This window comes from Gordonia sp. NPDC003424 (assembly GCF_053588655.1).
The window spans coordinates 128246-153566 of sequence record NZ_JBSFQJ010000005.1 but is presented as its reverse complement, the minus strand read 5'-3'; the positions used below and the strand labels follow the sequence as shown (position 1 = coordinate 153566).

The 25321-nt window shown below is 67.2% G+C and carries 23 protein-coding genes; 14 read left to right on the top strand and 9 right to left on the bottom strand.

Annotated features, from left to right (window positions below; genetic code table 11):
* Nucleotides 1–7 precede the first annotated feature (7 nt).
* Entirely contained in the window at nucleotides 8–1252 is a 1245-nt protein-coding gene (locus ACWDTI_RS09790) for a GNAT family N-acetyltransferase (RefSeq protein WP_449737875.1), read from the bottom strand.
* 41 nt (nucleotides 1253–1293) lie between these two features.
* On the opposite strand from ACWDTI_RS09790, the gene ACWDTI_RS09785 reads away from it, so the two are divergent.
* Together ACWDTI_RS09785 and ACWDTI_RS09780 are read left to right on the top strand one after the other, a co-directional pair.
* Nucleotides 1294–2148, top strand: a complete 855-nt coding sequence (locus ACWDTI_RS09785) for a TrmH family RNA methyltransferase (RefSeq protein WP_449737874.1) — start codon at nucleotides 1294–1296, stop codon at nucleotides 2146–2148.
* A gap of 32 nt (nucleotides 2149–2180) precedes the next feature.
* A complete protein-coding gene (locus tag ACWDTI_RS09780; protein WP_449738046.1) occupies nucleotides 2181–2480 on the top strand; it encodes a DUF2537 domain-containing protein in 300 nt (99 codons plus the stop codon).
* Between the two features lie 540 nt (nucleotides 2481–3020).
* Here ACWDTI_RS09780 and ACWDTI_RS09775 read toward each other — a convergent pair.
* The 3 genes from ACWDTI_RS09775 to serC all read right to left on the bottom strand — a co-directional run bounded on the left by ACWDTI_RS09775 (nucleotide 3021) and on the right by serC (nucleotide 6085).
* Nucleotides 3021–3770 (bottom strand): DUF6928 family protein, encoded by a 750-nt coding sequence (locus ACWDTI_RS09775; protein ID WP_449737873.1) that lies wholly within the window; start codon nucleotides 3768–3770, stop codon nucleotides 3021–3023.
* Nucleotides 3771–3772: 2 nt separating this feature from the next.
* On the bottom strand, nucleotides 3773–4783 hold the full coding sequence (gene sepH / locus ACWDTI_RS09770) for a septation protein SepH (RefSeq protein WP_449737872.1): 1011 nt from the start codon (nucleotides 4781–4783) through the stop codon (nucleotides 3773–3775).
* 156 nt (nucleotides 4784–4939) lie between these two features.
* A complete protein-coding gene (serC, locus tag ACWDTI_RS09765) occupies nucleotides 4940–6085 on the bottom strand; it encodes a phosphoserine transaminase (RefSeq protein WP_449737871.1) in 1146 nt (381 codons plus the stop codon).
* A gap of 109 nt (nucleotides 6086–6194) precedes the next feature.
* On the opposite strand from serC, the gene ACWDTI_RS09760 reads away from it, so the two are divergent.
* The 3 genes from ACWDTI_RS09760 to ACWDTI_RS09750 are packed head-to-tail and all read left to right on the top strand — an operon-like array spanning nucleotide 6195 to nucleotide 9404.
* Nucleotides 6195–6857, top strand: coding sequence for a TetR family transcriptional regulator (locus ACWDTI_RS09760; RefSeq protein WP_449737870.1), 663 nt, complete (start codon nucleotides 6195–6197; stop codon nucleotides 6855–6857).
* Nucleotides 6841–7758, top strand: a complete 918-nt coding sequence (locus ACWDTI_RS09755; protein WP_449737869.1) for an ABC transporter ATP-binding protein — start codon at nucleotides 6841–6843, stop codon at nucleotides 7756–7758. The genes ACWDTI_RS09760 and ACWDTI_RS09755 overlap by 17 nt, the downstream gene beginning before the upstream one ends.
* Nucleotides 7755–9404 (top strand): ABC transporter permease, encoded by a 1650-nt coding sequence (locus tag ACWDTI_RS09750; RefSeq protein WP_449737868.1) that lies wholly within the window; start codon nucleotides 7755–7757, stop codon nucleotides 9402–9404. The genes ACWDTI_RS09755 and ACWDTI_RS09750 overlap by 4 nt, the downstream gene beginning before the upstream one ends.
* 17 nt (nucleotides 9405–9421) lie before the next feature.
* Here the strand turns inward: ACWDTI_RS09750 and ACWDTI_RS09745 are convergent, their stop codons facing one another.
* A complete protein-coding gene (locus ACWDTI_RS09745; protein ID WP_449737867.1) occupies nucleotides 9422–10552 on the bottom strand; it encodes a citrate synthase 2 in 1131 nt (376 codons plus the stop codon).
* Nucleotides 10553–10717: 165 nt separating this feature from the next.
* Here ACWDTI_RS09745 and pdxH point away from each other — a divergent pair, with 165 nt between their 5' ends.
* The 3 genes from pdxH to ACWDTI_RS09730 all read left to right on the top strand — a co-directional run bounded on the left by pdxH (nucleotide 10718) and on the right by ACWDTI_RS09730 (nucleotide 13890).
* Nucleotides 10718–11413: a pyridoxamine 5'-phosphate oxidase gene (gene pdxH, locus ACWDTI_RS09740; protein WP_449738045.1), complete on the top strand. Its 696-nt coding sequence runs from the start codon at nucleotides 10718–10720 to the stop codon at nucleotides 11411–11413.
* 67 nt (nucleotides 11414–11480) lie between these two features.
* Nucleotides 11481–12749, top strand: coding sequence for an MFS transporter (locus ACWDTI_RS09735; protein ID WP_449737866.1), 1269 nt, complete (start codon nucleotides 11481–11483; stop codon nucleotides 12747–12749).
* Between the two features lie 55 nt (nucleotides 12750–12804).
* Nucleotides 12805–13890 carry an isopenicillin N synthase family dioxygenase gene (locus tag ACWDTI_RS09730; RefSeq protein WP_449738044.1) on the top strand — a complete coding sequence of 362 codons (1086 nt, stop codon included), beginning with the start codon at nucleotides 12805–12807 and terminating at the stop codon, nucleotides 13888–13890.
* A gap of 356 nt (nucleotides 13891–14246) precedes the next feature.
* On the opposite strand, the gene ACWDTI_RS09725 is transcribed toward ACWDTI_RS09730, so the two are convergent.
* From ACWDTI_RS09725 to ACWDTI_RS09715, 3 genes are read right to left on the bottom strand one after another with little or no spacing between them, the layout of a single operon-like run.
* Nucleotides 14247–15320 carry an oxygenase MpaB family protein gene (locus ACWDTI_RS09725; RefSeq protein ID WP_449737865.1) on the bottom strand — a complete coding sequence of 358 codons (1074 nt, stop codon included), beginning with the start codon at nucleotides 15318–15320 and terminating at the stop codon, nucleotides 14247–14249.
* A gap of 43 nt (nucleotides 15321–15363) precedes the next feature.
* Nucleotides 15364–16236, bottom strand: a complete 873-nt coding sequence (locus tag ACWDTI_RS09720; RefSeq protein ID WP_449737864.1) for a 5-oxoprolinase subunit C family protein — start codon at nucleotides 16234–16236, stop codon at nucleotides 15364–15366.
* Nucleotides 16233–16901: a 5-oxoprolinase subunit B family protein gene (locus ACWDTI_RS09715; protein ID WP_449737863.1), complete on the bottom strand. Its 669-nt coding sequence runs from the start codon at nucleotides 16899–16901 to the stop codon at nucleotides 16233–16235. Before ACWDTI_RS09715 ends, ACWDTI_RS09720 begins: the two co-directional genes overlap by 4 nt.
* A gap of 55 nt (nucleotides 16902–16956) precedes the next feature.
* On the opposite strand from ACWDTI_RS09715, the gene ACWDTI_RS09710 reads away from it, so the two are divergent.
* The 4 genes from ACWDTI_RS09710 (at nucleotide 16957) to ACWDTI_RS09695 (ending at nucleotide 21043) form a co-directional block, all read left to right on the top strand.
* The gene (locus tag ACWDTI_RS09710; protein WP_449737862.1) at nucleotides 16957–17901 is read left to right on the top strand and encodes a carbohydrate kinase family protein; all 945 of its coding nucleotides are present in this window, start codon (nucleotides 16957–16959) and stop codon (nucleotides 17899–17901) included.
* A 69-nt stretch (nucleotides 17902–17970) separates the two neighbouring features.
* Nucleotides 17971–19293: a citrate synthase gene (locus ACWDTI_RS09705; protein ID WP_449737861.1), complete on the top strand. Its 1323-nt coding sequence runs from the start codon at nucleotides 17971–17973 to the stop codon at nucleotides 19291–19293.
* A 45-nt stretch (nucleotides 19294–19338) separates the two neighbouring features.
* Nucleotides 19339–19707: an FKBP-type peptidyl-prolyl cis-trans isomerase gene (locus ACWDTI_RS09700; RefSeq protein ID WP_449737860.1), complete on the top strand. Its 369-nt coding sequence runs from the start codon at nucleotides 19339–19341 to the stop codon at nucleotides 19705–19707.
* A gap of 61 nt (nucleotides 19708–19768) precedes the next feature.
* Nucleotides 19769–21043, top strand: a complete 1275-nt coding sequence (locus tag ACWDTI_RS09695) for a cryptochrome/photolyase family protein (protein WP_449738043.1) — start codon at nucleotides 19769–19771, stop codon at nucleotides 21041–21043.
* Nucleotides 21044–21226: 183 nt separating this feature from the next.
* Here ACWDTI_RS09695 and ACWDTI_RS09690 read toward each other — a convergent pair whose 3' ends face one another.
* A complete protein-coding gene (locus ACWDTI_RS09690) occupies nucleotides 21227–22363 on the bottom strand; it encodes an NAD(P)-binding domain-containing protein (protein WP_449737859.1) in 1137 nt (378 codons plus the stop codon).
* Here ACWDTI_RS09690 and ACWDTI_RS09685 point away from each other — a divergent pair.
* Complete coding sequence (locus tag ACWDTI_RS09685) at nucleotides 22362–23093, top strand: enoyl-CoA hydratase (protein WP_449737858.1); 732 nt, start codon at nucleotides 22362–22364, stop codon at nucleotides 23091–23093. The genes ACWDTI_RS09690 and ACWDTI_RS09685 overlap by 2 nt on opposite strands.
* Nucleotides 23094–23286: 193 nt before the next feature.
* Complete coding sequence (locus ACWDTI_RS09680) at nucleotides 23287–25008, top strand: purine-cytosine permease family protein (protein ID WP_449737857.1); 1722 nt, start codon at nucleotides 23287–23289, stop codon at nucleotides 25006–25008.
* Nucleotides 25009–25321 lie beyond the last annotated feature (313 nt).

The following is a 25321-nucleotide window of genomic DNA, read 5'->3' as shown; positions in this document are numbered from 1 at the left end:
CAGGTAGCTAGAAGAACGTGCCCGCGAACGGTGCGGCGTCGGTGGTGAACGCCATGTCGAGCGCGCGCAACGTCTCGGCCGAGTCGGTCCACAGACGGCCGGCGGACGCGAACATCCGCGCGGGCACGCCGCCCAGGTAGATCGATCCGAGCACCGAGACGTCCATCCGGACCGTCGCCGTGCCGGTGCTCGGTGCGACGATCGCGCCGCCGTTGCGGATCGACACATCGAAGACCCCGCCACGACCCCGGTAGTCGTCGGTCACCTCGACGACCCCGTCGAAATCCGCGGCGTAGTGCCGCATCCCGAGTGCGCGAGGAATGTCGATCACCCGGAGCCACATCTTGTCGCTGATGCCGGTCACGGAGACGGCGCGATGATCGGACAGCTTGTAGCGCAGCGGATCGTCGAACGGGATCGCGGCGGTCATGGTCGGCAGCAGGTCCACGCCGACGAGAACCCGCCACAGGTCGGTGTGCGCCTCGTCGGTGATCGCGACGACCTCCTCGACAATCCCGCGTGTCGGGTCCGTCGATTGGTCGATCCGGTACGCCGCGTATCCGTCGCGATGCAGAAGATAGTGCCGACCGCTGCTGTGCGGAGGACGCTGTGACGGGCGGTCGGCCAGGATCGGGTCCCACCAGGCTGCCGTCCGGCTCAGCGCGCCCGGCCGTGTCGCGACCCATCGTTGGTGCAAGTCCGGCACGCGGCGGGCGATCTCGTCCGCGGTCGCGAAATTGACCGGCGAAAACCCAGGCTCGGGGCGCGCCCGCATCTTGGCGGCGGCCAGATCCACCGACACATCCCGCGCGAAGCAGGCCGGTCCGAATCCATAGCGCTCGTAAATGGTCGCCTCGCTCGCGGTGAGGATCGCGAACGTCTGCCCTTCGGCCTCCCAGCGGTCGAACAGTTCGGTGATCATCGTCCGCAGGATGCCCCGACGACGATGGGTCGCGGCCACCGACACCCACGACAAACCCGCCGCGTCGGCGGCTGCGCCGCCCGGCAGCGTCATTCGCATCCGGTAGAACATCGAGACGCCGACCAGCGTGCGGGGGATCAGGCCGGCCTCGTCGCGCACGAGAACGACATCGGCGTCGTCGACCTTGCCACGCAGATCCGCCCGTTCCTCGGGGGACAGCGGATTCGTCATCAGGAACGCCCGGGCGTCGGTGGCGAAGATGTCGTCCCAGTCGGCGTCCGTGGCGGTCGAGACGGTGAGCGACGAATGCGTGCTCTGCGAGGTGGTCACCCGTCAACCGTTGCACAGTCGGTGGTTGGCAGACTGTTCGGGTGGCCAACCTGCGAGTCGAGGTCGTCGACATCGACGATCCCGACGACCCGCGCGTCGACGACTTCCGCGACCTCAATTCCGTCGACCGGCGTCCCGACCTGCCCGCGCTGACTGGCGGCCGGGTGGGCAAGGCGCTGGTGATCGCCGAGGGCGTACTCGTCGCCCAGCGGATGATCGCCTCCCGATTCGCGCCGCACGCGTTCCTCGGCGTCGACAAACGCCTCGGTGAACTCGCCGACGACCTCGCCGACCCGTCGGTCGACGGGGTGCCGTTCTATCGGGCCACCGCCGAGGTGATGGCCGAGGTCGTCGGATTCCACCTCAACCGTGGTGTTCTGGGCGCGGCTCGACGGCCGTCGCCTCTGGAGGTCGCCGACGTCGTCGTCGGTGCACGCACCATCGCCGTCCTCGAGGGCGTCAACGATCACGAGAACATCGGTAGCATCTTCCGCAATGCGGCCGGACTGGGCGTCGACGCCGTGTTCTTCGGGGCCGGCTGCGCCGACCCGCTCTACCGACGATGCGTCCGCGTCTCGATGGGCCACGCGCTGCTGGTGCCGTTCGCCCACTTCACCGACTGGCCGCGAGACCTCACCATTCTGGGCGACAACGATTTTCGGCTCATCTCGATGACGCCGGGTGAGGAGTCGGTGCCGCTGGCCGACGCGGTCGACGCGGAGAAGGTGGCGTTCCTGGTGGGAGCCGAGGGGCCGGGACTGACCGAGACCGCGATGCGGGCGAGTCATGTCCGAGCACGCATCCCGATGAGCCGCGGGACCGACTCGCTCAACGTCGCGACCGCTGCGGCGATCGCCTTCTACGAACGCTCCCGATCAGGCACGATAGGGGAGTGACCCCGCCCGATCGTGTGGATTCGAGGCAGCTCGTGCCCTTCGCCGACGACGATGCACATGCGCGCGAACCCACTCCGTGGGCGCTGGGGTTGTTCGTCACCGCGGTGTTCGCGCTGTTCTGGACCTTCGTTCTGGTAGGCGTCTACGAGTTGATCGGCGGCGTCGAGCACTGGCTGGGCGTCATCGCGGCCGCCGTGGTGTGTATCGGGTTGGGCTGGACACTGTGGGACCTGCGTGACCGTCCGGTGTGGCGCTGGATCGTCTGGGGATCGGTCATCGGGCTGCTCGCCGGGCTCGGGTCGTCGATCGCGCTGTTGGCGCTCGGGCGGTAGGGGGCTTTCCCGCGCGGGCGGCGACGAGTCGCTGTTCCTTTGCTGGTCGAGCGAGCGTCGGAGCCTTCGGAGGGGTGCGTCGGAAATGACTGTGCGGCGGGTGATCTCGATGAAGCGCCTCGCTGCGCTCGGAGCCTTACTCGATCAGCGAAGAGGGGGCGCCTCGCTGCGCTCGGAGCCTTACTCGATCAGCGAAGGGGCGGCGAGCCCGACGCTGGTCGAAACCGCCCGTTCGACGATGGGGGTGATCTCGATGCGGCGCCTCGCTGCGCTCGGAGCCTTACTCGATCAGCGAAGGGGCGGCGAGCCCGAGGCTGGTCGAAACCGCCCGTTCGACGGTGGGGGTGATCTCGATGGGGCGCCTCGCTGCGCTCGGAGCCTTACTCGATCAGCGAAGAGGCGGCGCCTCGCTGCGCTCGGAGTCTTACTCGATCAGCGGAGGGGGGCGGCGCCTCGCTGCGCTCGGAGCCTTACTCGATCAGCGAAAAGGGTTGCGACTCATCCCAGCCCACGCTGGTCGCCTGCGGCGGCCCGGTGAGTTCAGAATCCGAAGTAGCGCGCCAGCGGGTTGCGGCGCTTACCCTGCGGCGCGTCGTCGGGCGGTTCGCTGTCGTCGCCCTCGTAGCGAGCCCGATCCTCTTCCCCCGGCACATAATCGGCCGCGCGAAGGGCGAAGCCCGTGACCGGGATCCGCGCCGGGTCGAGGTCGGTCTCGGCCAGCGGGTGGGTGAACCGGAATCCAACCCACTCACGGTTGGATTGTTCGGCGATGTGCTGTGGATGGAACGGCAGCGCCATGGGATCGGGTGCTACCCCCGGCGCGTACCGGAGCGGGTGCTCACCCGCCCAGAACGGCCGCTCGAATGGATACGGCAAGCCCACGTCTTCGAAGATCTGCACCGGATCGGCCGCGAACGACCGCCGCAGCACGCCGTTCTCCCACCTCGCGAACGCGCCCACGGAGTCTTCCGGGTCGGTGAAAAGCAATGTCGCAGCAGCGCTTTGCCGCATCGAACCGATCGTCCGGGTCAGGCTCGACGGCGTCGTGGTGGCAAACAGTGAACATGACACCACGGCCAGGGGGCCATACGACCCCGCGTACACATGCGAGTCCTGTGCCGCGGCGGCGGTGGCGAGGTCGGTGTCGAGCGCGGGCACCAGCACCCGATCCCCGTACAGCGTGCTCACCATGTGTTGTGCGGCGTCGACATCGTTGGTGAGTTCACCGCCGAGGAAGCCGATCGGATCGTCGTCGTCGATGAACCAGACGGTGACCGCGCGTGCCGACACTGTCAGCTGTGCCCGTTGCTACGGACGCCGAGAAGGACGTCCTCCCAGGCCGGAAGTGCCGGCTTACCGTTGCGGCGTCGCGGTTTTGCCGCTTCGTCACTGTGCTCGTCGGCGTGTTGATCCGCGCTGTCGTCGGCCGCGGGTGCGGGCGGCTCGGGACTCTCGGGGAGTTCCGTCACATTGCCCGGCGTGCGTGGAGTATCCGAATGTGGTGCGGTCCAGGTTGTTTCGTCGGCGCCGAAGTCGAGTGCGACCGTGCCGTATTCGTCATGGGTCGGGGGCGACGGATCGTGCCGGGTGCGTTGCGCGTCGATGAGACGGTTGGCGTCGATGGTGACTTCGTCGTGCGCCTCGGGCCCGGACGCCGGGGCTGCCTCGGTTGGTGCGGTCAGGTCGGGGGTGGCGACCGGCGTCAGTCGACGACGCGGCGTGATGGTCTCGGGATGGGTCAACTCGTCGGCGAGGTCGTCGAGCGGATCGGCCGTGCCGCCATGTGAACCCGGCGCGTACCGCCAGTGCGCGTGGTTGTCGGTATGGCCCACATGCCAACTGACCTGCACCACCCAGTGCCCGTCATCGCCCTTCCAGGCGTCCCATTCGATCTCGTTCTGGGACTGTCCGAGGGCGGTCATCGCATCGGCGACGACTTCGCCGAGTGTGGCGACCGCCGGGCCGTCCTCGCGGATCGGGTGCGACGTCGCGGCCAGTTCGGCGGCACGCGCACGCTCGAGGAGCACGGGGTGGGCGAAGCGTTCGATGCGATCGACGGTCACCCCGGCGTGCGTGGCGACCTCCGCGACGGTGGCACCCGCGCGGATGCGGGCCTGGATCTCTCGTGGGCGTAGCGAGCTTTCCATCTCGATCTCGATCTGCCCCATCCGTGAGATGTCACCGCGGGCCGCGGCGCGCAGGCGCTCGTCGGCGGCGATGCGGTACTTCTCACCTGACTCGGTATCACGGCAGATGACATGGGAGCCGTCGGCCTCAACGCCGACGACGCGTAGTTCACGCATCTGCTCCTCCTCCAGTGACCGTGGGTGCGGGCATTGGGGTCAGGCTAGACCACAGGTACGACCACAGCCCGCGAGACACGCGGTAAAACCGCAGATCAGCACGGGTGTGGCGGATGGTGCCCGTGGGACTCAGGCTACACGTGGTGTTCGCGTGGTTCAGAGCTTCTCGACAACGAAGTCGATGCACTGCGTCAGGCGGCTGATGTCCTCGGGATCGATCGCCGGGAACATGCCGATCCGCAGCTGGTTGCGGCCGAGCTTGCGGTAGGGCTCGGTGTCGACGACACCGTTGGCGCGCAGGGTCTTGGCGACGGCCGCGGCGTCGACGTCCTCGTCGAAGTCGATCGTGCCGACGACCTGGCTGCGCAAGGTCGGGTCGTCGACGAACGGCGTCGCGAACTCGCTGGCCTCGGCCCACTCGTAGAGGCGCGAGCTGGAGTCCGCGGTGCGGGAGACGCACCAATCGAGGCCTCCGTTGCCGAGCATCCACTGGATCTGGTTGTCGAGCAGCAGCAGCGACGCGACGGCGGGCGTGTTGTAGGTCTGGTTCTTGCTGCTGTTGTCGACGGCGGTCGGCAGCGACAGGAACTCGGGGCACCAGCGGTCGGTGTGCGCGATCTGGTCGATGCGCTCGAGCGCCTTCGGGCTCATCAGGGCGATCCAGATCCCACCGTCGGAGGCGAAGCACTTCTGCGGTGCGAAGTAGTAGACGTCGGTGTCGGCGACGTTGACCGGCAGGCCGCCGGCGCCCGAGGTGGCGTCGATGGCGACCAGGGCGTCGTCGGAGCCGGCCGGCCGCGTGACGGGGACGGCCACACCCGTCGAGGTCTCGTTGTGGGCCCAGCCGATGAGGTCGATCCCGCCGAAATCGTCGGCGGTCAGCGCGGCGGGATCGGGCGCGGTACCCGGATCGGTGGAGATCACCGCAGGCGAATCGAGGAACGGCGCCTTCTTGGCGACGGTGGCGAACTTGGAGCTGAACTCGCCGTAGGTCAGGTGCAGCGAGCGGCGCTGGATGAGGCCGAAGGCGGCGGCGTCCCAAAAGGCGGTGGTGCCGCCGTTGGACAGGACGACCTCGTAACCGTCGGGCAGGGCGAACAGATCGGACAGGCCGGCGCGGATCGAGCCGACGACGTTCTTGACCGGCGCCTGCCGATGGCTGGTGCCGAACACGGAGGCGCCGGTGTCGACGAGCGACTGCAGTTGTTCGGGGCGCACCTTGGACGGACCGCAGCCGAAGCGGCCGTCCGACGGCAGGAGGTCGGCGGGGATGGTGATCGGAGCGGTGGCGGTGTCACTCATGCAGGCAATTCTAGGGTTGTGGCCTCGGCCACCCCGGCCTGGGTTCTGGTCCGCGGCGATTGCAGCATGGTCCTTGACCTCGGTTAAACGTGCGTTTAGTGTCTTAAACGTGCGTTCAGCCGAGGTGGACGATCGGACGACGCGAGCCCGGGTGCGGGATGTCGCGATCGAGGTCTTCGCGCGCGACGGGTTCGGCGCGACGGTGCGGACCATCGCCGAGGCCGCCGGCGTCAGCCCCGGCCTGGTCATCCATCACTTCGGGTCCAAGGCGAATCTGCGCGCCGATTGCGATGCCCACGTGCTCCGCGCCACCCGCGAGGCCAACGAGCAAGCACTCGAGAGCGACTACGGCGCAACCTCATTCGGAGGGTTCGCCGCGCTGCTCGACACCGTCGAAGACACCGGAACGCGCACCGTCTACCTGATCCGGAGTCTGCAGGACGGTGGAGAGATGGTGCGCGAGCTGCTCGAACACCTCGCCGCCGACGGTGAGGCCACGCTGCGGGCCGGCGTGGCCGCGGGAACGATCCGGCCGTCACTCGATGAAACGGCCCGTGCCCGATACATGCTCGCGCAATCACTCGGTGCACTGCTCGTCGACGTCGTCATGCACCCGCCGGCCGACTGGTCGGATGGCAGTGCCATCGTGCGCGGCTACGTGGAGCGAGCGCTCGTGCCCGGAACCGAGCTTGCGGTACACGGCGTGATGGCCGACGAATCGTTGTTACACACAGTGCTGGACTATCGGAGGGAACATGATGGCACCATCTGACACACCGGTGATCGATGTCGCCGGACTGCACAAGCGATTCGGTACCTTCCGCGCTCTCGACGGCCTGGATCTTGCTGTGCGCCAAGGCGAGGTTGCCGGGTTCCTCGGCCCGAACGGGGCGGGCAAATCCACCACCATCCGGATTCTGTTGGGGCTCTACCAGTTCGACGACGGCCGCGTGCGGGTCTTCGATCTGAATCCGCTGACCGATGCGGTCGCCATTCACCGGCGCCTCGCCTATGTGCCCGGCGACGTGAACCTGTGGCCACAGCTCACCGGTGGCGAATGCATCGACCTCCTGTTGTCGCTGCGCGGCGTGCGAACCGAATCCGCCTCGCGTAAAGCCGAATTGATCGACCGCTTCGAGCTCGACCCGACGAAGAAGGCCGCCACCTACTCCAAGGGCAACCGGCAGAAGGTGGCACTCGTCGCCGCACTCGCGGCCGACGCCGAACTGCTCATCCTCGATGAACCCACCTCTGGGTTGGATCCGTTGATGACACACGAGTTCGTCACCTGTGTGCGCGAACGGGCCGCGGCCGGGTCCGCAGTGCTGATGTCGAGCCATCTGCTCGCCGAAGTCGAAGAACTGTGCCAGACGGTGACGATCATCCGGGCCGGCAAGACCGTCCTGTCGGGCACACTCGCGGAACTACGCCATCTGCGGCGGTCGCGGGTCACCGCCACCGTCGTGTCGGATGCGGCGGAACTCGGCACTGTCGAAGGTGTGCACGACTTCTCGGTGGACGGCGATTCGGCGACGTTCACCGTCGACGACACCGGTCTGGCCGCGGTGACCCGGGTCCTCGCGCAGCACGGGGTCCGGACACTGGCGGTGGAACCACCGAGTCTCGAAGAACTGTTCCTGCACGCCTACGACGATGCGACGGTGCAGTCGTGACCACCGCGAGTACTCTCAGCGCTCCGCCGGCCGGCCCATCCGAGGGTGCGGTGGCCCGCACGTTTGCTCGCCTGCCGGTGCTGCTGCGGCTGGCCTTCCGGCGCGAGCGGGTCATCGCGCCCGTCACGGTCGCCTTGTTCGTGCTCATCCAATTGTCCACGGCAGCAGCCGTGTCGACGATGTACACCGATCCGGCCCAACGCGCCCAGCTGCAGGTCGGTGTCGGCTCCAACGCCGCCTTCCAGTTCCTGCTCGGTGACCTCACCCGTCTCGAACCGATCGCCGCCGTGGTCTCCTGGCGTGCCGGTTTGTTCATGATCGCCGCGCTGGGCGTGTGCGCCGCGGTGATGACGGTGCGCCAGACACGCAAGGAAGAGGAACTCGGCCGGACCGAACTCATCCGGGCGGGCGCGGTCGGACCGCTGGCACCGCTCGCCGCGGGCGCCATCGTCGCAGTGGTGTTCACCATCGTTGTGGCACTGGGGATGTCGTTGATGCTCATCCCGTATGGTGCCGACGCCGCCGGACTGGTGGCCGTGTTCGCCCAGTACGCCGCCACCGGCGTCGCCGGGGTGGGGATCGCGCTGGTAGCTGCGCAGATCGCAACGACGTCGCACATTGCCAACCTCGCGGCCAGTTCGGTGATACTGGTCGGTTACCTCCTGCGCGGCGTGGCCGACGCCACCGACGGCTGGGGGTGGCTGCGGTGGTGCAGTCCCATCGGGTGGGCCGAGCAGATCGATCCGTTCGGGGCGAACAATCTGTGGCCCGCCGTGATGTCCGTCGCGGTCTTCGTCGCGGCGGTGATCGTCGCGGGATGGGTTGCGGTGCATCGTGATTACGGCGCCGGGTTGATCGCGCCGCGGCCCGGGCCACCCGGCACCAACCGGTTGGGCACCATCGAAGCGCTCGCCGTGCGGTTGATGAATCCGCTGCTGCGGTCCTGGGTCGGTGGGCTCTTCTTCTACGCGGCGGTCGTCGGATTCATGCGACCGTCGGTGGACCAATTGGCCGCGGGCAACCAGATGTTCTCCCAGGTCATCCGGGGCGCGCTCGGAAACGCCACGCTCAGCACCCTGTTCACGATCACCATGATCACCTTTCTCGCCGTCGCCGCGAGCGCCTGGGCGGTGAACGTGGGAGAGCGGCTGCGTGCCGAGGAGGACGGTGCGCGCACCGAGGTGCTGCTGGCGGTGCCGACCTCACGCAGTCGCTACTTCTTCGCCTACCTGGGAATTTCGGTGGCGGGAACCGTGATCGCGCTGGTGACCGTGGGGATCGCGATGGTGCTCGGCTGCGGGATCGCCGGCGGCGGATGGGCAACTCCCGCGGGGGAGACCGCGAAAGCGGTTGCCGTGCAGGTGCCGGCGACGCTGGTGATCGTCACGCTCGCGATGGCGCTCTATGCGATCCGTCCGGTGCTGGTTCATCTGGGCTGGATCGTGGTGACCGCGGCGCTGTTCCTCGGTCCCTTCTCCGGGCTCTTCAATCTGCCGCAGTGGGTGGACGATCTGTCCCCGTTCACCCACGTCCCGCTGGTTCCGGTGGAGCCGATGCGGTGGCTGCCGATGATCGTGATGCTCTGTGTCTCAGCAGTGTTCGTCGTCGTCGGATGGCTGGCGTTCCGTCGGCGCGACGTGGGCTGACGCCTCGGACGCACTCCTCAGACGCCGGGCGCGAACTTGACCTCGTCCCAACCCTCGACGTCCTCGGGACGTCGCGGACCGGGCCCGGTGTAGAGCGCGGCCGGCCGCACGAGCTTGCCGAGCTTCTTCTGCTCGAGGATGTGGGCACACCAGCCGGCGGTGCGCCCACACGTGAACATCGCCGGCATCATGTGCGTCGGGACCTCGGCATAGTCGAGGATCACCGCCGCCCAGAACTCGACGTTGGTCTCGATGGCCCGGTCCGGTCGGCGTTCGCGCAGTTCGGTCAGCGCGGCCTGCTCGAGGGCCGCCGCCACCTCGAAACGCGGCACGCCGAGATCCTGCGCGGTGCGTCGGAGCACGCGGGCCCGCGGGTCCTCGGCGCGGTAGACGCGGTGCCCGAAGCCCATCAGCTTGTCCTTGCGGTCCAGGATCCCGCGGACCAGTCCCCGGGCGTCGCCGGTGTTCTCCACCTCTTCGATCATCGGCAACACCCGCGCGGGTGCACCGCCGTGCAGCGGCCCGGACATCGCGCCGATCGCCCCGGACAACGCGGCGGCGACGTCGGCGCCGGTCGACGCGATGACGCGGGCAGTGAACGTCGACGCGTTCAAGCCGTGTTCGGCGGCGCTCACCCAGTACGCGTCGATAGCCTCGATGTGCTTGGGGTCCGGGTCGCCCTTCCAGCGGGTCATGAATCGCGCGGTGACGGTCTCGCACCGGTCGATGACGTCCTGCGGCACCGCCGGCTGATGGATACCGCGCGCCGACTGCGCCACATAGGACAACGCCATCACCGACGCGCGTGCGAGGTTGGCGCGGGCGGTGGCGTCGTCGATGTCGAGCAGTGGTTTGTATCCCCAGATCGGCGCGAGCATCGCGAGGCCCGCCTGAACGTCCACGCGCACGTCGCCGGTGTGGATCGGCAACGGGAACGGCTCGGCGGGCGGCAGCCCGTCGCCGAATCGCCCGTCGACGAGCAACGCCCAGACATCGGAGAAGGTGACCTTGTTCTCGACGAGATCCTCGATGTCGACGCCGCGATAGCGCAGGTTGCCGCCGTCCTTGTCGGGCTCGGCGATATCGGTGGTGAACGCGACGACGCCCTCCAGGCCCGGGACGAAATCGTCGGGAACGCGCTGCGTCATGGTGACCACCTCTCTCGACACGGCTCTGTGAAGTGTCGGGCTGGACTCACATGGACTGTAGGACAGCCGGCCGGCCATGGCATACCGGGGAGTAACCGCCTGTCCGCCGGGTCGGCGCGGGGTAGCCTCACGATCGTGCCCGAAGAACCGATTGACCTGCCCAACATGCGTGTCGGTTACGGCGGCGGCATCCCGCCGAATGTCGGGGAGGGAGACCGCTCTGCGGGTGCGGACGGTGTTCGCGAGAACCTGGACCCGAGCTGGTTGCGAGGTGAACCGCCCTGGCTGGATCTGTTCACCGTGTGGCTGCGCGAGGCGATTGCCGCCCGGATCCCGGAACCCAACGCGATGGTCCTCGGCACCGCCGACGCGGATGGTCGGCCGTCGACCCGAACCGTGCTCTGCAAGGGTGTCGATGCCGCGGGTGTCGTGTTCTACACCGGTTACGACTCCGCGAAAGGACACGACCTGGCTGCTAATCCCTTTGCGTCGGTGACGTTTCCGTGGATCGCGCTGGAGCGGCAGGTGCACTTCCGGGGGCCGGTCACCCACGTCACCATGGAGGAGACGCAGGAGTACTGGAACATGCGGCCGCGCGGGTCGCAGCTGTCCGCCCTCGCGTCATCACAATCCGAACCCATCAGCAGCCGCATCGAGCTCGAGGCCAAGGCGGCGGAGGTGGCCGAATCGCTGGGTGGACTCGACGACGGTGACGAGGTGCCGGTGCCGTCGTCGTGGGGTGGTTATCGGCTCGAGCCGGAGGTCGTCGAGTTCTGGCAGGGCCGCGCGAACCGGTTGCACAACCGGGTGCGGGTGAGCTTGGTCGACGGTGCGTGGGAGGCGGAGAGGTTGCAGCCGTAGGAGTTCGGGCGGCGTCGTGGTCACCCATCCGCACCGCCCACATCCTTACCTCCCCTAAACTCTTCTGGTGCCTCGCCTCCTCGCCGATACCGCGCCGCTGCGCAACGTCTACTTCCGTCGGCTCTGGCTCGCGAACATCGTCACCGTCATCGGTGCTCAGCTCACCGTCGTCGCGGTGCCCGCGCAGATCTACCAGATCACCGGCAGTTCGGCCTACGTCGGACTGACCGGCATCTTCGGGCTGGTCCCGCTGATCGTCTTCGGCCTATGGGGTGGCGCGCTCGCCGACGTGATCGACCGCCGAATCCTGCTGATCATCACCACGGTCGGCATGATCGTGTGCAGCGGACTGTTCTGGGCGCAAGCGGCGTCGGGTGTGCAGAATGTCTGGATCATCCTGGTGCTGTTCTCGATTCAGCAGGGGTTCTTCGCGGTGAATCAGCCGACGCGCAGCGCGATCCTGCCCCGCCTGCTGCCCGATCGGGAACTGCCGGCGGCGTTGTCGTTGAGCTACACGGTGCTGCAGGCGGGCGCCATCGCGGGGCCGCTCGTCGGCGGCGCACTGATCCCTGTCCTCGGGTACTCGCTGCTCTATCTCGTCGACACCATCTTTCTGTTCCCGACCCTCTTCGCGGTCGTGATGCTGCCTGCGCTCAAACCGGAGGGCGACGACGCACCCAAGGTGGCGGGCCTGCGGTCGGTGATCGATGGTCTCAAGTACTTGATGGGCCACAAGGTCTTGCTGGCGTCGTTTCTCGTCGACCTCATCGCGATGATCTTCGGCATGCCCCGCGCACTGTTCCCGCAGATGGCCCACGAGAACTTCGGTGGCCCGTCCAGCGGCGGCATCGCCTTCGCGATGCTGTTCGTCGCGTTGTCGGCGGGCGCGGTCGTCGGCGGCATCTTCTCCGGCTGGGTCAGTCACGTGCAGCGGCAGGGCCTCGCGGTGATCGTCTGCGTCATCATCTGGGGTCTGGCCATCGCCGGCCTGGGTGTCGCGGTGGGTCTCGCGGGCGGCACGACGTTCCCGATGCTGCCGGTGGCCTTGGCGTTGCTGATGGTCGCCGGGGCCGCCGACATGGCATCGGCGTCCTTCCGGCAGTCGATCCTGTTGGCCGCGTCCACGGACGATCTGCGCGGCCGATTGCAGGGCGTGTTCACCGTCGTGGTCGCCGGCGGTCCGCGCATCGCCGACGTCGTCCACGGCGCGGCCGCCGCATCGATCGGGGTCGCGGTCACGACAACGGCCGGAGGCATCCTGTCGGTGGTCTTCACCATCGTTGCGGCTCTGGCGATTCCGTCGTTCGTCGCCTATCGGGTCGGACAAAAGGCCTGAGCTCAACGCCGCCGGCACACCCGCTGATCAGCGAGTTCACCGATTCGGTGCGACGATAGGTCGCATGACCGCCACAGTCGACAACCAGGCGGGCACCTTCAGCGTGCCCATCATCGACATCACGCCGTACACCGCGCACGGTGATGCGGCGGACCGGGCCGTGGTGGCCACCAAGATCGACGACGCGGCCAGCACGATCGGGTTCATGCAGATCGTCGGCCACGAGATCCCGTCGGCGGTGATCGACGAGTTCACCACGGTGATGGACGAGTTCTTCGCCCTCCCGATCGAGGCGAAGAAGGCCTACCGGACACCGCCGGAGATCAACCGGGGCTATGCGCCACCGAAGTCGGAGTCGCTGTCGCTGAGCCTGGGCGTGGAGTCCGCGAACCGGATGAACGACTTCTTCGAGGCCTTCAACGTCGGCGTCGAGGCACAGGCGTACCCGGACCTCGATCTGCCCGCCGACCACTACGCGTCCAACACCTGGCCGACCGTCGACCATTTCCAGGCGGCGGTGTCCGCGTACTTCGCCGAGGCCGCCCGCGTGGCACGCACGCTGACGCGCATCTTCGCCGACGCGCTCGACCTGCCACCGGACTTCTTCGACGGCTACACCGACCACTCGCTCGACGTCCTGCGGATGAACAACTATGCGTTGCCGCCGGGGGAGATCGAACTCGACGGCGAACTCACCGGCATGGGGGAGCACACCGACTACGGCATCGTCACCGTGCTCTGGGCCGACCAGGTCCGAGGTCTGCAGGTGCTCGACCACCACGGCACCTGGCACGACGTCGCACCCGAGGACGGCGCGCTGCTGATCAACCTGGGTGACCTGATGGCGCGGTGGACCAACGAACGGTGGATGTCGACGCTGCACCGGGTGAAACCACCCGTCGTCGACGGCACCATCGAACGCCGACGCTCGGCCGCCTACTTCCACGACGGCAACATCGACGCGACGATCTCCACCCTGCCGTCGTGCGTCGGCGCCGGTAGCCGCTACTCGCCGATCACCGTCGGCGAGCACATCGGCGCCAAACTCGCGGGTTCGCGTGCGGGACTGTCGAATCCGTATGCGCGACGAGAGGCGCAGCGGGTGCGGCAGGCGATGGCGCGGGGGTTGGGGCAGCAGTAGCTGGTCGTGGCTCGGTTCAAGTCTCTGAGCGTTTCTCGCAGATTTCTTTGACATGGAGCACAGCTGCGGCGGCTTGTCGCGTGCACTGTGCACGCATACACCCGCGATAGCTGTGGCTGGTGTCAGCGAACGCCCCGGAGAGCGACGCGAAACGGGGTTGTGTCGGGGGACGGCTGGGACGGCTGGGACGGCAGACGGATGACGGGGGTCTCGATGCGGCGCCTCGCTGCGCTCGGTGCCTTACTCGACCAGCGAAGGGATGACTCTTCCTCGCCCACGCCGGCCGCCTGCGGCGGCCCAGGTTACCTACTCGACCCACGAATGGAAACCGGCCGACCCGGCCGACGGGGAACCCCTCAGTCCCCGCTGACCCGTCCCGGATAGGTGGCGCGGCGCGCGGCGTGCACCGGGCAGTAGTGCATCGGATTGTCGCGCTCGGCCGTCGGCGGCAGATTGCGCTTGGGAGTCTCCACCAGTGGCGCGTCCATCGGCACCTTCCCCGTGACCCGGTCCCAGGCGTCGCGCGGGCGCGGGTGGCGCAGGAACCGCTTGGGCAGGGCGCGATGCATCACCAGGTTCACGCCGCGGCCCAGGAGTCGGAACCTGCGCTCGTCCTTCTCGGTCCAGGTGAGCCCGAGGATTTCGCGCACCGGCTCGTCGTAGAAGCCGGTCGTCAGCCACATGAAGAACCGCTCGTTGGGCTTGGCCATGCGGCGGAACCAGAACTTCTCCGGGATGAACGACAGGAACGGCGGTGGCGGCAGCTTGCTGATGTCGAGTACCGCGCGCACCGCCGGATGGTCGCGAAGGACGTTGCGGCACATGTAGTCCCAGTACTCGAGGAAGTCCTCGTAGGTGTCGGGGACCGGACGCATCGACACCCCGTAGGACGCATACCAGGCCTTGGACTCCTCGAACAGCTGACGCTTCTGTTCCTCGCTCAGCCAGGGCCCGAACCGTTCACACAGCCGCACGTTGCCGTACCAGAAAGTCGCGTGCGCCCAATAGAAGACGTCGGGATCGAGCGCGTGGTAGCGCGACCCGTCCTCCATCCGACCCTTGATGTCGCGGTGGTAGTCACGGACCTCGTGACCGGTGGCGGTGCCGGTCGAGATGGTGTCGAAGACGACACCGCTGATCGGGTACAGCGACCGCATCAGTCGCTGCCAGCGCTCGCCGAAGAAATCCGAATGCTCCCACACCGCGGCGCCAAGCTTGGGATGCATGTTCTGCATCGACCCGGCCCACAATCCCTGGAACATGCCGGTCCAGGTGCCCCAGATCTGCCAGGTCAGCGAATCGGGCCCGAGTGGGGGGTAGTCGTCCGGGCGCTGACTCTGCGGCGTGCCGTCGATGTCGACGGACGCACTGTCGGTGTCGGGGGTGGGGGCGTCGGTGACGGCAGATGGGTCGCTCAGCACCTCAGTCATGAGACGGAAGTCTAGATTCGTCTCAAACGGCTGTCAAAAGGGCTTACCGCGCGCGAAATCGCAATCGGGTGCCTGCGACGAGCTGGCCGGCGCGATCCAGCGACTCGGGCGTCAGCACCGCCACCACCGGATAACCGCCGGTCACGGGATGATCGGCGAGGAACAGCACCGGCCGTCCGCTGGGCGGTATCTGCACCGCCCCGTGCGGTACGCCCTCCGACGCCAGTTCGTCGACGCCCTCGCGATGAACCACGAACGGGTCGCCGGCATTGGCGGGCCGATCGAGGCGCACCCCGACCCGGTTGCTCTCCGGGCTGACCTCCCACACGCCACGCAGCAGGTCGCCGGCATCTCGGACGTGTGCCCGTCGGGGACCCTCGGTGGTGTCCAGGACGACGACGGTCTCGACCGTCGAATCCACTGGTGCTGAGGCCACGACGGGCCACGGTCCGGACAAAGGCCCGACCGGCAACTCGCCCCCGGCCGCCAGAGCGGGTGGCCCCACACCCGACAGTGTGTCGGTGGATCGAGACCCGAGGACCGGTTCGACGTCGACGCCGCCGCGCACCGCCACATAGTTGCGGAGCCCCCACGTCGGGGTGTCCAGGGTCAGCTCTGCGCCGTCGGGCAATCGGATCACCGCACCCAGTCCGACGGCCAGGCCGTCGATCCGCACCGCGGTGTGCGCCCCGGTGACCGCGATCAACAGCTCACCTCGGGCGCGAATCCGCAAGCGTCCCAGGGTGGTTTCGATGACCGCGGCCGACTCCGGATTGCCGACGAGCCGGTTGGCCAGGGTGAGCGATCCGCGGTCGGCGCCACCCGAGCGGGGTACGCCCAGATGGCCGTATCCCGGACGCCCGAGATCCTGCAGCGTGGCCAGCGGTCCGGGTTCCACGACGATGATCGTCTTCACCGATCCACCTCCTCGGCGGTCACGAATCGGACGAGTTTGCCCGGCGCCAGAAGTGCCGGGGGAGTGGACCGTTCGTCCCAGAGGGTGACGCCGGTGTGTCCGATCAGGTGCCAGCCGCCGGGACTCTCGCGCGGGTAGACGGCGCTGTAGCCGGCGGCGATGGCGACGGCCCCGGGCGGCACTCGAGTCCGGGCATCCTTCCGGCGCCCGACGTCGGCGAATGGATGTTTCGAATCGCTCTGTGGCACAAGGTAACCGAACCCCGGCGCGAAACCCATGAACTGTACCCGCCACACCGTCGTGCGGTGGATCTCCGCGACCTCGGCGGGGTCGATGTCGAGCAGCGCGCCGACCGCGTCGAGGTCGGGGCCGTCGTAGGTGACCGGGATGAGAATCTGCGGGGTCTCCGAGTCACCTGTCGCCGCACGCTGGGCGCGGCCGGCGCGCAGGGCGCGATGGACGCCCAACACGTCGACTCCACGGCCGCGTTCGGCCTGGATCAGCAGGGTGTGCGCACTCGGGATGACATCGACGATGCCGGGCAGTGCACCGCGCTCCAGAGCCGCCCGCAGCGCGGCGGCCGCCGCGCCCGCGGCCGGTGCGGGCTGGTCGTCGTCGGTGAAGTCGAGCAGCACCGCGTCGGGTCCGGCGGGCAACTCTCTCATGTCCCCAAACTACAAGCTCACACCTGGCAGGATGGCGTCGTCGAACGGAGGTGAGATGCGGGAGATCGTGGTGTGTGGTGAGGCCCTGGTCGACGTGGTGTCGTCGACGCCGATCACGGCAACGGCGGGGCCGCTGCCGCCGCTGCAACCCGCACTCGGAGGCGGCCCGTTCAACGTGGCGGTGACGCTGGGCCGACTCGGCAGCGCGGTGGCGTTCTGCTCGGCGGTCTCGACCGACACCTACGGCGAGGCGATCATGACCGCTCTTCAGGCGAGTGGGGTGCGGACGTCGCTGGTGCAGCGCCGCGCCGACCCCACGTCGCTGGCCCTGGCCACGATCGGCTCCGACGGTGCGGCCCACTATTCCTTCTATGTCCGCGGCACCGCCGATCGGACGGTCGCCGATCCGGGTCCGTTCCCGTCGACGGTGGCCGCGGTGTGCTTCGGCACGCTGTCGCTGGTGCTGGAACCCGGTGCGAGCGTGTATGAATCGCTGATGCAGCGCTGTCGTGCACAGGGCCGCCTGGTGGCGCTGGACCCGAACATCCGGGCCGCGGTGATCGAGGATCACAACGCCTACCGGCGTCGCTTCGCGTCCTGGACGACCTGTGTCGATGTGATCAAACTCTCCGACGAGGACGCCGAGTGGCTCGCCTCGGGTCCGGCCGGCACCACCGTCGACGAGTGGCTGGCCGCGGGTGTGGCGGCGGTGGTCATCACGGCCGGTTCAGATGGCATAACAGTGCGCTCACCTGCGGTTTCGGTGAGTTCGCCGGCGCGGCCGGTGACCGTCGTCGACACCATCGGTGCCGGCGACAGCGTCATGGGCGGGGTCCTGCGGGCACTCGACCGATTCGGGGCGCTCTCCCGGCCGGCAGTGTCCGCGCTGACCGCCGAGCAGTGGCTGTCGATCCTTGAATACGCAGGTCAGGTGGCTGCAATCACCGTCTCACGCCCCGGCGCGGACCCTCCTTGGGCGAGTGAGCTCGCAAGCGACTAGGTTGTTACCAGACACAATCCTGAGCCGGATCGTGTGCAAGACAACTCTCACCTGAGTAAAGGGGTTCGTGTGTCCGCTGAAACAGTCCCAGCTGACCAGGCGTCCGATCAGGCATCCGCGACATTCACCTACCCCGGTGGTCAGCTGGAGCTTCCGATTCTGAAGGCGACCGACGGCAGCGATTCGGTAGCGCTGGGCAAGTTTCTTGCCGAGACCGGTCTGACCACCTTCGACGGCGGTTTCGTCAACACCGCGTCCACCAAGTCCGCGATCACCTATATCGACGGCGACGCCGGCATCCTGCGGTATCGGGGCATCCCGATCGAGCAGCTCGCCGAGCACTCGACCTTCATCGAGGTCAGCTACCTGCTCATCTACGGTGAGCTGCCGACCCCGGCGCAGCTCGACGAGTTCACCGACAAGGTCCGGCGCCACACCCTGCTGCACGAGGATCTCAAGCGCTTCTTCGACGGGTTCCCGCGCAACGCCCACCCGATGCCGGTGCTGTCCAGCGCGGTCAATGCGCTCTCCGCCTACTACCAGGACTCGCTGGACCCCAAGGATCCGGAGCAGGTCGAGCTCTCCACCATCCGGCTGCTCGCCAAGTTGCCGACCATCGCGGCGTACGCCTACAAGAAGTCGGCCGGCCAGCCGTTCCTGTACCCGGACAACTCGCTGACCCTGGTCGAGAACTTCCTGCGGATGACCTTCGGGTTCCCGGCCGAGCCCTACGAGGTGAACCCCGAGGTCGCCAAGGCCCTCGACATGCTGTTCATCCTGCACGCCGACCACGAGCAGAACTGTTCGACCTCGACCGTCCGCCTCGTCGGGTCGTCGCAGGCCAACCTGTTCACCTCGATCTCCGGCGGCATCAACGCCCTGTGGGGTCCGCTGCACGGCGGCGCCAACCAGGCCGTCCTCGAGATGCTCGAGGACATCAAGAACTCCGGCGGTGACACGCAGAAGTTCATGAACAAGGTCAAGAACAAGGAAGACGGCGTGAAGCTCATGGGCTTCGGGCACCGCGTCTACAAGAACTACGATCCACGCGCCGCGATCGTCAAGAAGACCGCCGACACGATCCTGGAATCGCTTGGTGTGCAAGACGATCTGCTCGACATCGCGAAGGGGCTCGAAGAGGTCGCGCTGTCCGACGACTACTTCGTCGAGCGCAAGCTCTACCCGAACGTCGACTTCTACACCGGTGTCATCTACCGCGCGATGGGTTTCCCGACCCGCATGTTCACCGTGCTGTTCGCGCTCGGACGGCTTCCCGGCTGGATAGCGCACTGGCGCGAGATGCACGAGGATCCGACCGGCAAGATCGGCCGCCCGCGTCAGCTCTACACCGGCTACACCGAACGGGATTACATCACCATCGGCGACCGCTGATCCGTTCTCGTCCACTCCCACCCGACGACTCAAAGGAGAGTCCCGATGGCCAACGCCGAGAAGCCCGAAGTCGAGTTCCCGGAAGGGCCCGCACCCACCGAGCTGCAGGTCACGGACCTCGTCGTGGGTGAGGGAGCCGAAGCCCTGCGCGGTGGCGTCGTGGACGTGCACTACGTGGGTGTCGAGTACGACACCGGCGAGGAGTTCGACTCGTCGTGGGATCGTGGGCAGTCGGCGAACTTCCCGCTCAACCGGCTGATCCCCGGCTGGCAGGAAGGCATTCCGGGGATGAAAGTCGGCGGCCGCCGTCAGCTGACCGTGCCGCCGCAACTCGCGTACGGCCCGGCCGGCGCCGGACATCGACTCTCCGGCAAGACTCTGGTCTTCGTCATCGACCTGCTGGGTGTGAGCTAAACGCCGGGAGCGAAACCGAGCGGGCCGAATGTCACCGGTGGGCGGTGCAGCCGTTCTCTGGCTGAGACGCGACCTGCGGCTGGGTGACCTGCCCCCGCTCACCGAGGCACGCGAGGCCGGTGATGTGCTGGTGTGTTTCGTCGTCGACCCACGCCTGGAAAAGTCCTCGGGCGAACGGCGATTGAGCTTCCTGTTCGACTCGCTGCGGGAACTCGACGAGAAGCTGTCTGGTCGGCTGCTGGTGGTACGCGGCCGGCCCGACGAGGAGATCCCGCGCATCGTCGACGCGGTGGATGCCGCCTCCGTCCATGTGAGCAAAGACTTTTCGCCCTTCGGCCGACGACGGGACGCGGCCGTGGCCGACGCTCTGGGCGACGTGCCGATCCGCGCGGTCGGATCCCCTTACCTGGTGTCGCCGGGGCGGGTGACCAAGTCCGACGGGACTCCCTACAAGGTGTTCACCCCGTACTTCCGGCAGTGGCGTGACCACGGTTGGCGTACGTCGGCGTCGTCGGCGATCGACAAGCGGAAGCTGTTGGACCCCAGCGATATCCGGAGATCCGGCCGCATCCGCGTACCGGCTGCCCCGACGAAGCTGGCGTTTCCGGCGGGTGAGGACGCGGCACACGCACGCTGGGCCGAATTCCTCGACGACGGTCTCGCGCGCTACGACACCGACCGCGATCGGCCGGATCGCGACGGGACGTCGATGATGTCGGCGTACCTCAAATACGGCAACATCCACCCACGGACGCTCGCCGCCGACCTCGGAAATTCGAAAGGCGCGCAGGCTTACCTGCGGGAGTTGGCATTTCGCGACTTCTACGCAGACGTGCTGTACCACTGGCCGAAGAGCTTGTGGCACAACTGGAATGACCAGTTCGACGACATCGCCCTCGATACCGGGAAGCGGGCGCAGGAACGGTTCGAGGCGTGGAAGGACGGACGCACCGGATTCGGCATCGTCGACGCCGGTATGCGGCAACTCCGCGAAACCGGGTACATGCACAACCGGGTCCGGATGGTCGTCGCGTCGTTCCTGGTCAAGGATCTGCATCTGCCGTGGTGGTGGGGCGCCGAATGGTTCCTCGATCAGCTCGTCGACGGCGACATGGCGTCGAACCAGCACGGCTGGCAGTGGGCGGCCGGCACGGGAACCGATGCGGCGCCGTACTTTCGGGTGTTCAATCCCGAGTCCCAGGCCACCAAGTTCGATCCCGACGGCGAGTATGTCCGACGCTGGGTTCCCGAGATCGATTCCGACGACTACCCGGAGCCGATCGTCGACCACAAGACCGAGCGGCAAGAGGCGCTGCGACGGTACGGCGAGATCTGACGCCGACCGCGACAACGGCAGCGCCATCGACCATGTCAACCGCGGCGCTCGTCCACTGCGGGGACCTGGCACTTGACATGGGGCAAAGCCCTGTCGACTCATTGCGTGCACTGCGCACGCGTATACCCGCGACAGCTGCGGTTGGTGTCAGCGGGGCGAAGGTGTCGAAGGGCGCTCGTCGGCTCACCGGGCGGGGAGCAACTCGGCAACGTTCCGGGCCGCCTCCCGGCCCGCGCGATTCGCACCGATCGTCGACGCCGACGGCCCGTAGCCGAGTAGCTGGATGCGCGGGTCCGCAGCGACGGTGGTGGCCAGTCGCCCGGTCATGACGATGCCACCACCGGGCCCACGCAGGTGCAGCGGAGCGAGATGGTCCAGCGCGCTTCGGAATCCGGTGTTCCAGAAGATGACGTCCACGTCGAGCGCATCGACACCGTCGGTGCCGCAGTCCCAACACACGCCGGTCTCGGTGATACGGGTGAACATCGGGCGCCACGCCAGAATGCCGTCGTCGCGGGCGGCCGCGATCGTCGGGGTGAGGGCCAGTCCGGTCACCGACACCACCGAGGTCGGCGGCAGTCCGGCGCGGACGCGTTCCTCCACCCGGGCGACCGCGCGGCGTCCCTTGTCCGGATCGAACGGCGTGTCGTCGAAGAATGGTTCGGTTCGGGAGCACCAAAACGTCTGCACGCCAGGAGCATTACGGGCGATCTCGATGAGGAGCTGGACCGCCGAGATCCCGGCGCCGACCACCAGGACGCGCTGTCCGGAGAACTCGTCGGGACCGGTGTAGTCGTGGGTGTGCAGTTGCCGGCCGCGGAACTCCCCGATGCCGGGCACATGCGGGATGAACGGGCGCTCCCAGGTTCCGGAGGCATTGATGATCGTCCGCGAGGTCACCACGCCTCCGGTGCTCAGTGTCGACGCGAATCCACTTCCTTCGTGGTCCACGGAGCGAACGTGGAAGGGGCGATGTGCGCGTAGCCCGAAACGCTGCTCGTATTTGCCGAAATACTCCGGGACGGCGGTGGCGGCCGGGAAACTGTCGCAGTCCTTGCCGAGCGCCTCGACGAGTCCGTATCCAGGGAGGTCGTGGACCCGGTTGGCCGTGGCCAGGGTCAGTGTCGGCCAGCGGAATTGCCACGCGCCGCCGGGGCCGGGGTAGCCGTCGAGCAGCTGATAGCGGTCGGCGAGTCCGAAGCGCTGCAGAAAGTAGGCGGCCGACAGCCCGGCCTGCCCGCCGCCGATGATCAGCACATCGCAGTCGGAATCCGGGACATCCACGACTGCCAGTCTGGCATCTGAGTAGGCTTCGGCCATGATTCACACGTCTTCCGACGGCCCTGTGGTCACCATCGAGCTCGATCGGGCCGACAAACGCAACGCCCTCGACGAGGAGATGGTCGCCGGTCTGTCGACGGCGTTCACCGATGCGGAACAGGCGGGAGCTCGTGTCATCGTCGTGACCGGCCGCGGATCGGTGTTCTGTGCCGGCGCGGACCTGTCGGGTCCCGTCTACGATCCCCGATTCCTCGCCGAACTCGTGTCCACCCTCCAGCAGATCGAGGCGACGCCGATCCCGGTGATCGCCGCGCTCAACGGTTCGGCGCTCGGTGCGGGACTTCAGCTGGCGATGGCCGCAGATCTGAGGGTCATGACTCCCGGTGCGCTGGCGGGCATACCAGCTGCGAAAATCGGTGTGGCCGTTGATGAATGGACGATCCGGCGGCTGGTGTCGCTCGTCGGTTCGGGGCAGGCCCGCGGCATGCTGATCGGGTGCGACCCTCTGACCGCGGACCGCGCTCACGACCTCGGATTCGCCAACCGCATCGGCGATCTCGCCGACGCACAGCACTGGGCGGCGACCATCGCCGACCTCGCACCCCTCACTCTGCAGCACTACAAGATGGTGCTCAACGGTGACGGTGCTCGCGACGAACCTGCGGCGGAGCGGGTGGCAGCGATGATGCGTGCATGGGAGAGCGACGATCTCGCCGAGGGCCGGGAAGCGCGCGCACAGAAACGCGCGCCGAATTTCGTGGGGCACTAGCGACTATCTTGCGTCCCGCAAGCCTGAGGTTCGGGCACTTTCAGGTTCGGGCACTTTCGGTCGTTTGATGACGGATTTTTCGTTACGGAAACAAATCGATCAAACGATTGAAACAGCCGATCCCTAGCTTTTTCCGAAGGCCGACTACCGGGGGAGTCGACCATCCGCGCATTCGCACACGACAGGGAGAAGTATGTCCAGAGAGTCGTTCCACGACGAGGTCGAAGGCGTCGGTGAGATCGAGAACGCCGAGCACAGCATCATCGCGACCGGCGCACAGGCCGCCGCGGCGCGCGAGACCCTCGAGGATTACACACTTCGGTTCGCGCCCCGCAGCTACCGCAAGTGGGGGCCGGGCGTCGTCGCGATCTCCGCTCTCGGAGGCATCGCCTACCTGGCCGACTTCGCGATCGGCGCCAACATCGGTATCGCCAACGGCACCGGAAATGCGTTGTGGGGCATCCTCTTCTTCGCGGTCGTCATCGTGCTCACCGGCTACCCCCTGGCCTACTACGCCGCGCGGTACAACATCGACCTCGACTTGATCACGCGCGGAAGCGGATTCGGCTACTACGGGTCGGTGCTCACGAACGTCATCTTCGCGTCGTTCACCTTCATCTTCTTCGCGCTCGAGGGCTCGATCATGGCGCAGGGCCTCAACCTCGGCCTGCACATGCCGCTGTGGCTGGGGTACCTGTTGTCGTCGGTGCTGATCATCCCGCTGGTCATCTACGGCATGAACACCCTGGCGAAGTTGCAGGTGTGGACCACACCGCTGTGGTTGGTCATGATGGTCCTGCCGTTCCTGTACCTGGTCATCAAGCATCCTTCCGCGATCGGCGACTTCTTCGCCTTCAGCGGTATGGACACCGCAACCGGCGAACCGCTGGGCAAGGGTGTCAGCTTCGCGGGCACCATGCTCGCCGCCGGTGTGTGTCTCTCGCTCATCGCGCAGATCGCCGAGCAGATCGACTATCTGCGGTTCATGCCGCCGCGCACCCCGGAGAACAACCGCAAGTGGTGGATCGCCACGCTGACCGCCGGCCCGGGCTGGGTGTTCTTCGGCGCCATCAAACAGATCGTGGGTCTGTTCCTCGCGGTCTACCTGATCGGCATCAGCGTCGACAACGCCGGCATCGCGAATCAGCCGGTGCACCAGTTCGTCGAGATCTACCAGGACTTCCTGCCGCACTGGCTGGCGCTGACCCTCGCGGTGATCCTCGTGGTCATCAGCCAGATCAAGATCAACGTCACCAACGCCTACTCCGGGTCGTTGGCGTGGACCAACGCGTTCACCCGTGTCACCAAGACGTACCCGGGCCGTCTGGTGTTCCTGTTCTTCAACGTGGCCATCGCGATCGTGCTGATGGAAGCCAACATGTTCAGCTTCCTCAACAACCTGCTGAACTTCTACGCCAACTGCGGTATCGCATGGGTGGCGGTGGTCGCCTCCGACATCGCGATCAACAAGTACCTGTTGGGGATCTCGCCGAAGAAGCCGGAATTCCGTCGCGGCATGATCTATGCGGTCAACCCGGTCGGATTCGGCTCGCTGATCATCTCCGCCGGCCTGTCGATCCTGGTGTTCTTCCACGCGTTCGGCGACACCATCCAGCCGTACTCGCCGCTCGTGGCTCTGATCCTCGCGATAGTGCTGCCCCCGATCCTCGCGATCGCGACGAAGGGCAAGTACTACCTGCGCCGCACCGACGACGGCATCGACATCCCGATGTACGACGAGCACGGCAACCCCACCGACGAGCGCCTCACCTGCTGCGTCACCGGGATCGACTTCGAGCGCCCCGACATGATCGCCTCGGCGGTGCCCGGCCCGAACGGCGAGAAGCAGTACATCTCCTCGCTCGCGCTGTCGTGTGACAGGTCCGGAAAGCACGTGCTGCCCGCGCAGAAGTAGGGGCTGCCATGCACGTGGTCTCGATGCGGTGCCGGTTCCTGAGTAAGCGAGCTTGCGAGCGCATCGAAGGGCGCTGCGCTCGGAGCCTTACTCGACCGGCGGTGAGGAGCGCCGAATCGGCCTTTCCCGCTGATCGAGTAAGCGAGGAGCGCTAGCGACGAGGCGCATCGAGATCGCTTGCCGCTCAGGTGGTCTCGATGCGCTTCCGAGCTTCGCTCGGAGGCTTACTCGACCGGCGGAGAGGGATCTTTCTGGCGGCACAGCCCGGTTCCCTGAAATGCGAGGCGATGGCCGAGCCGCCACCCGGTGCAGA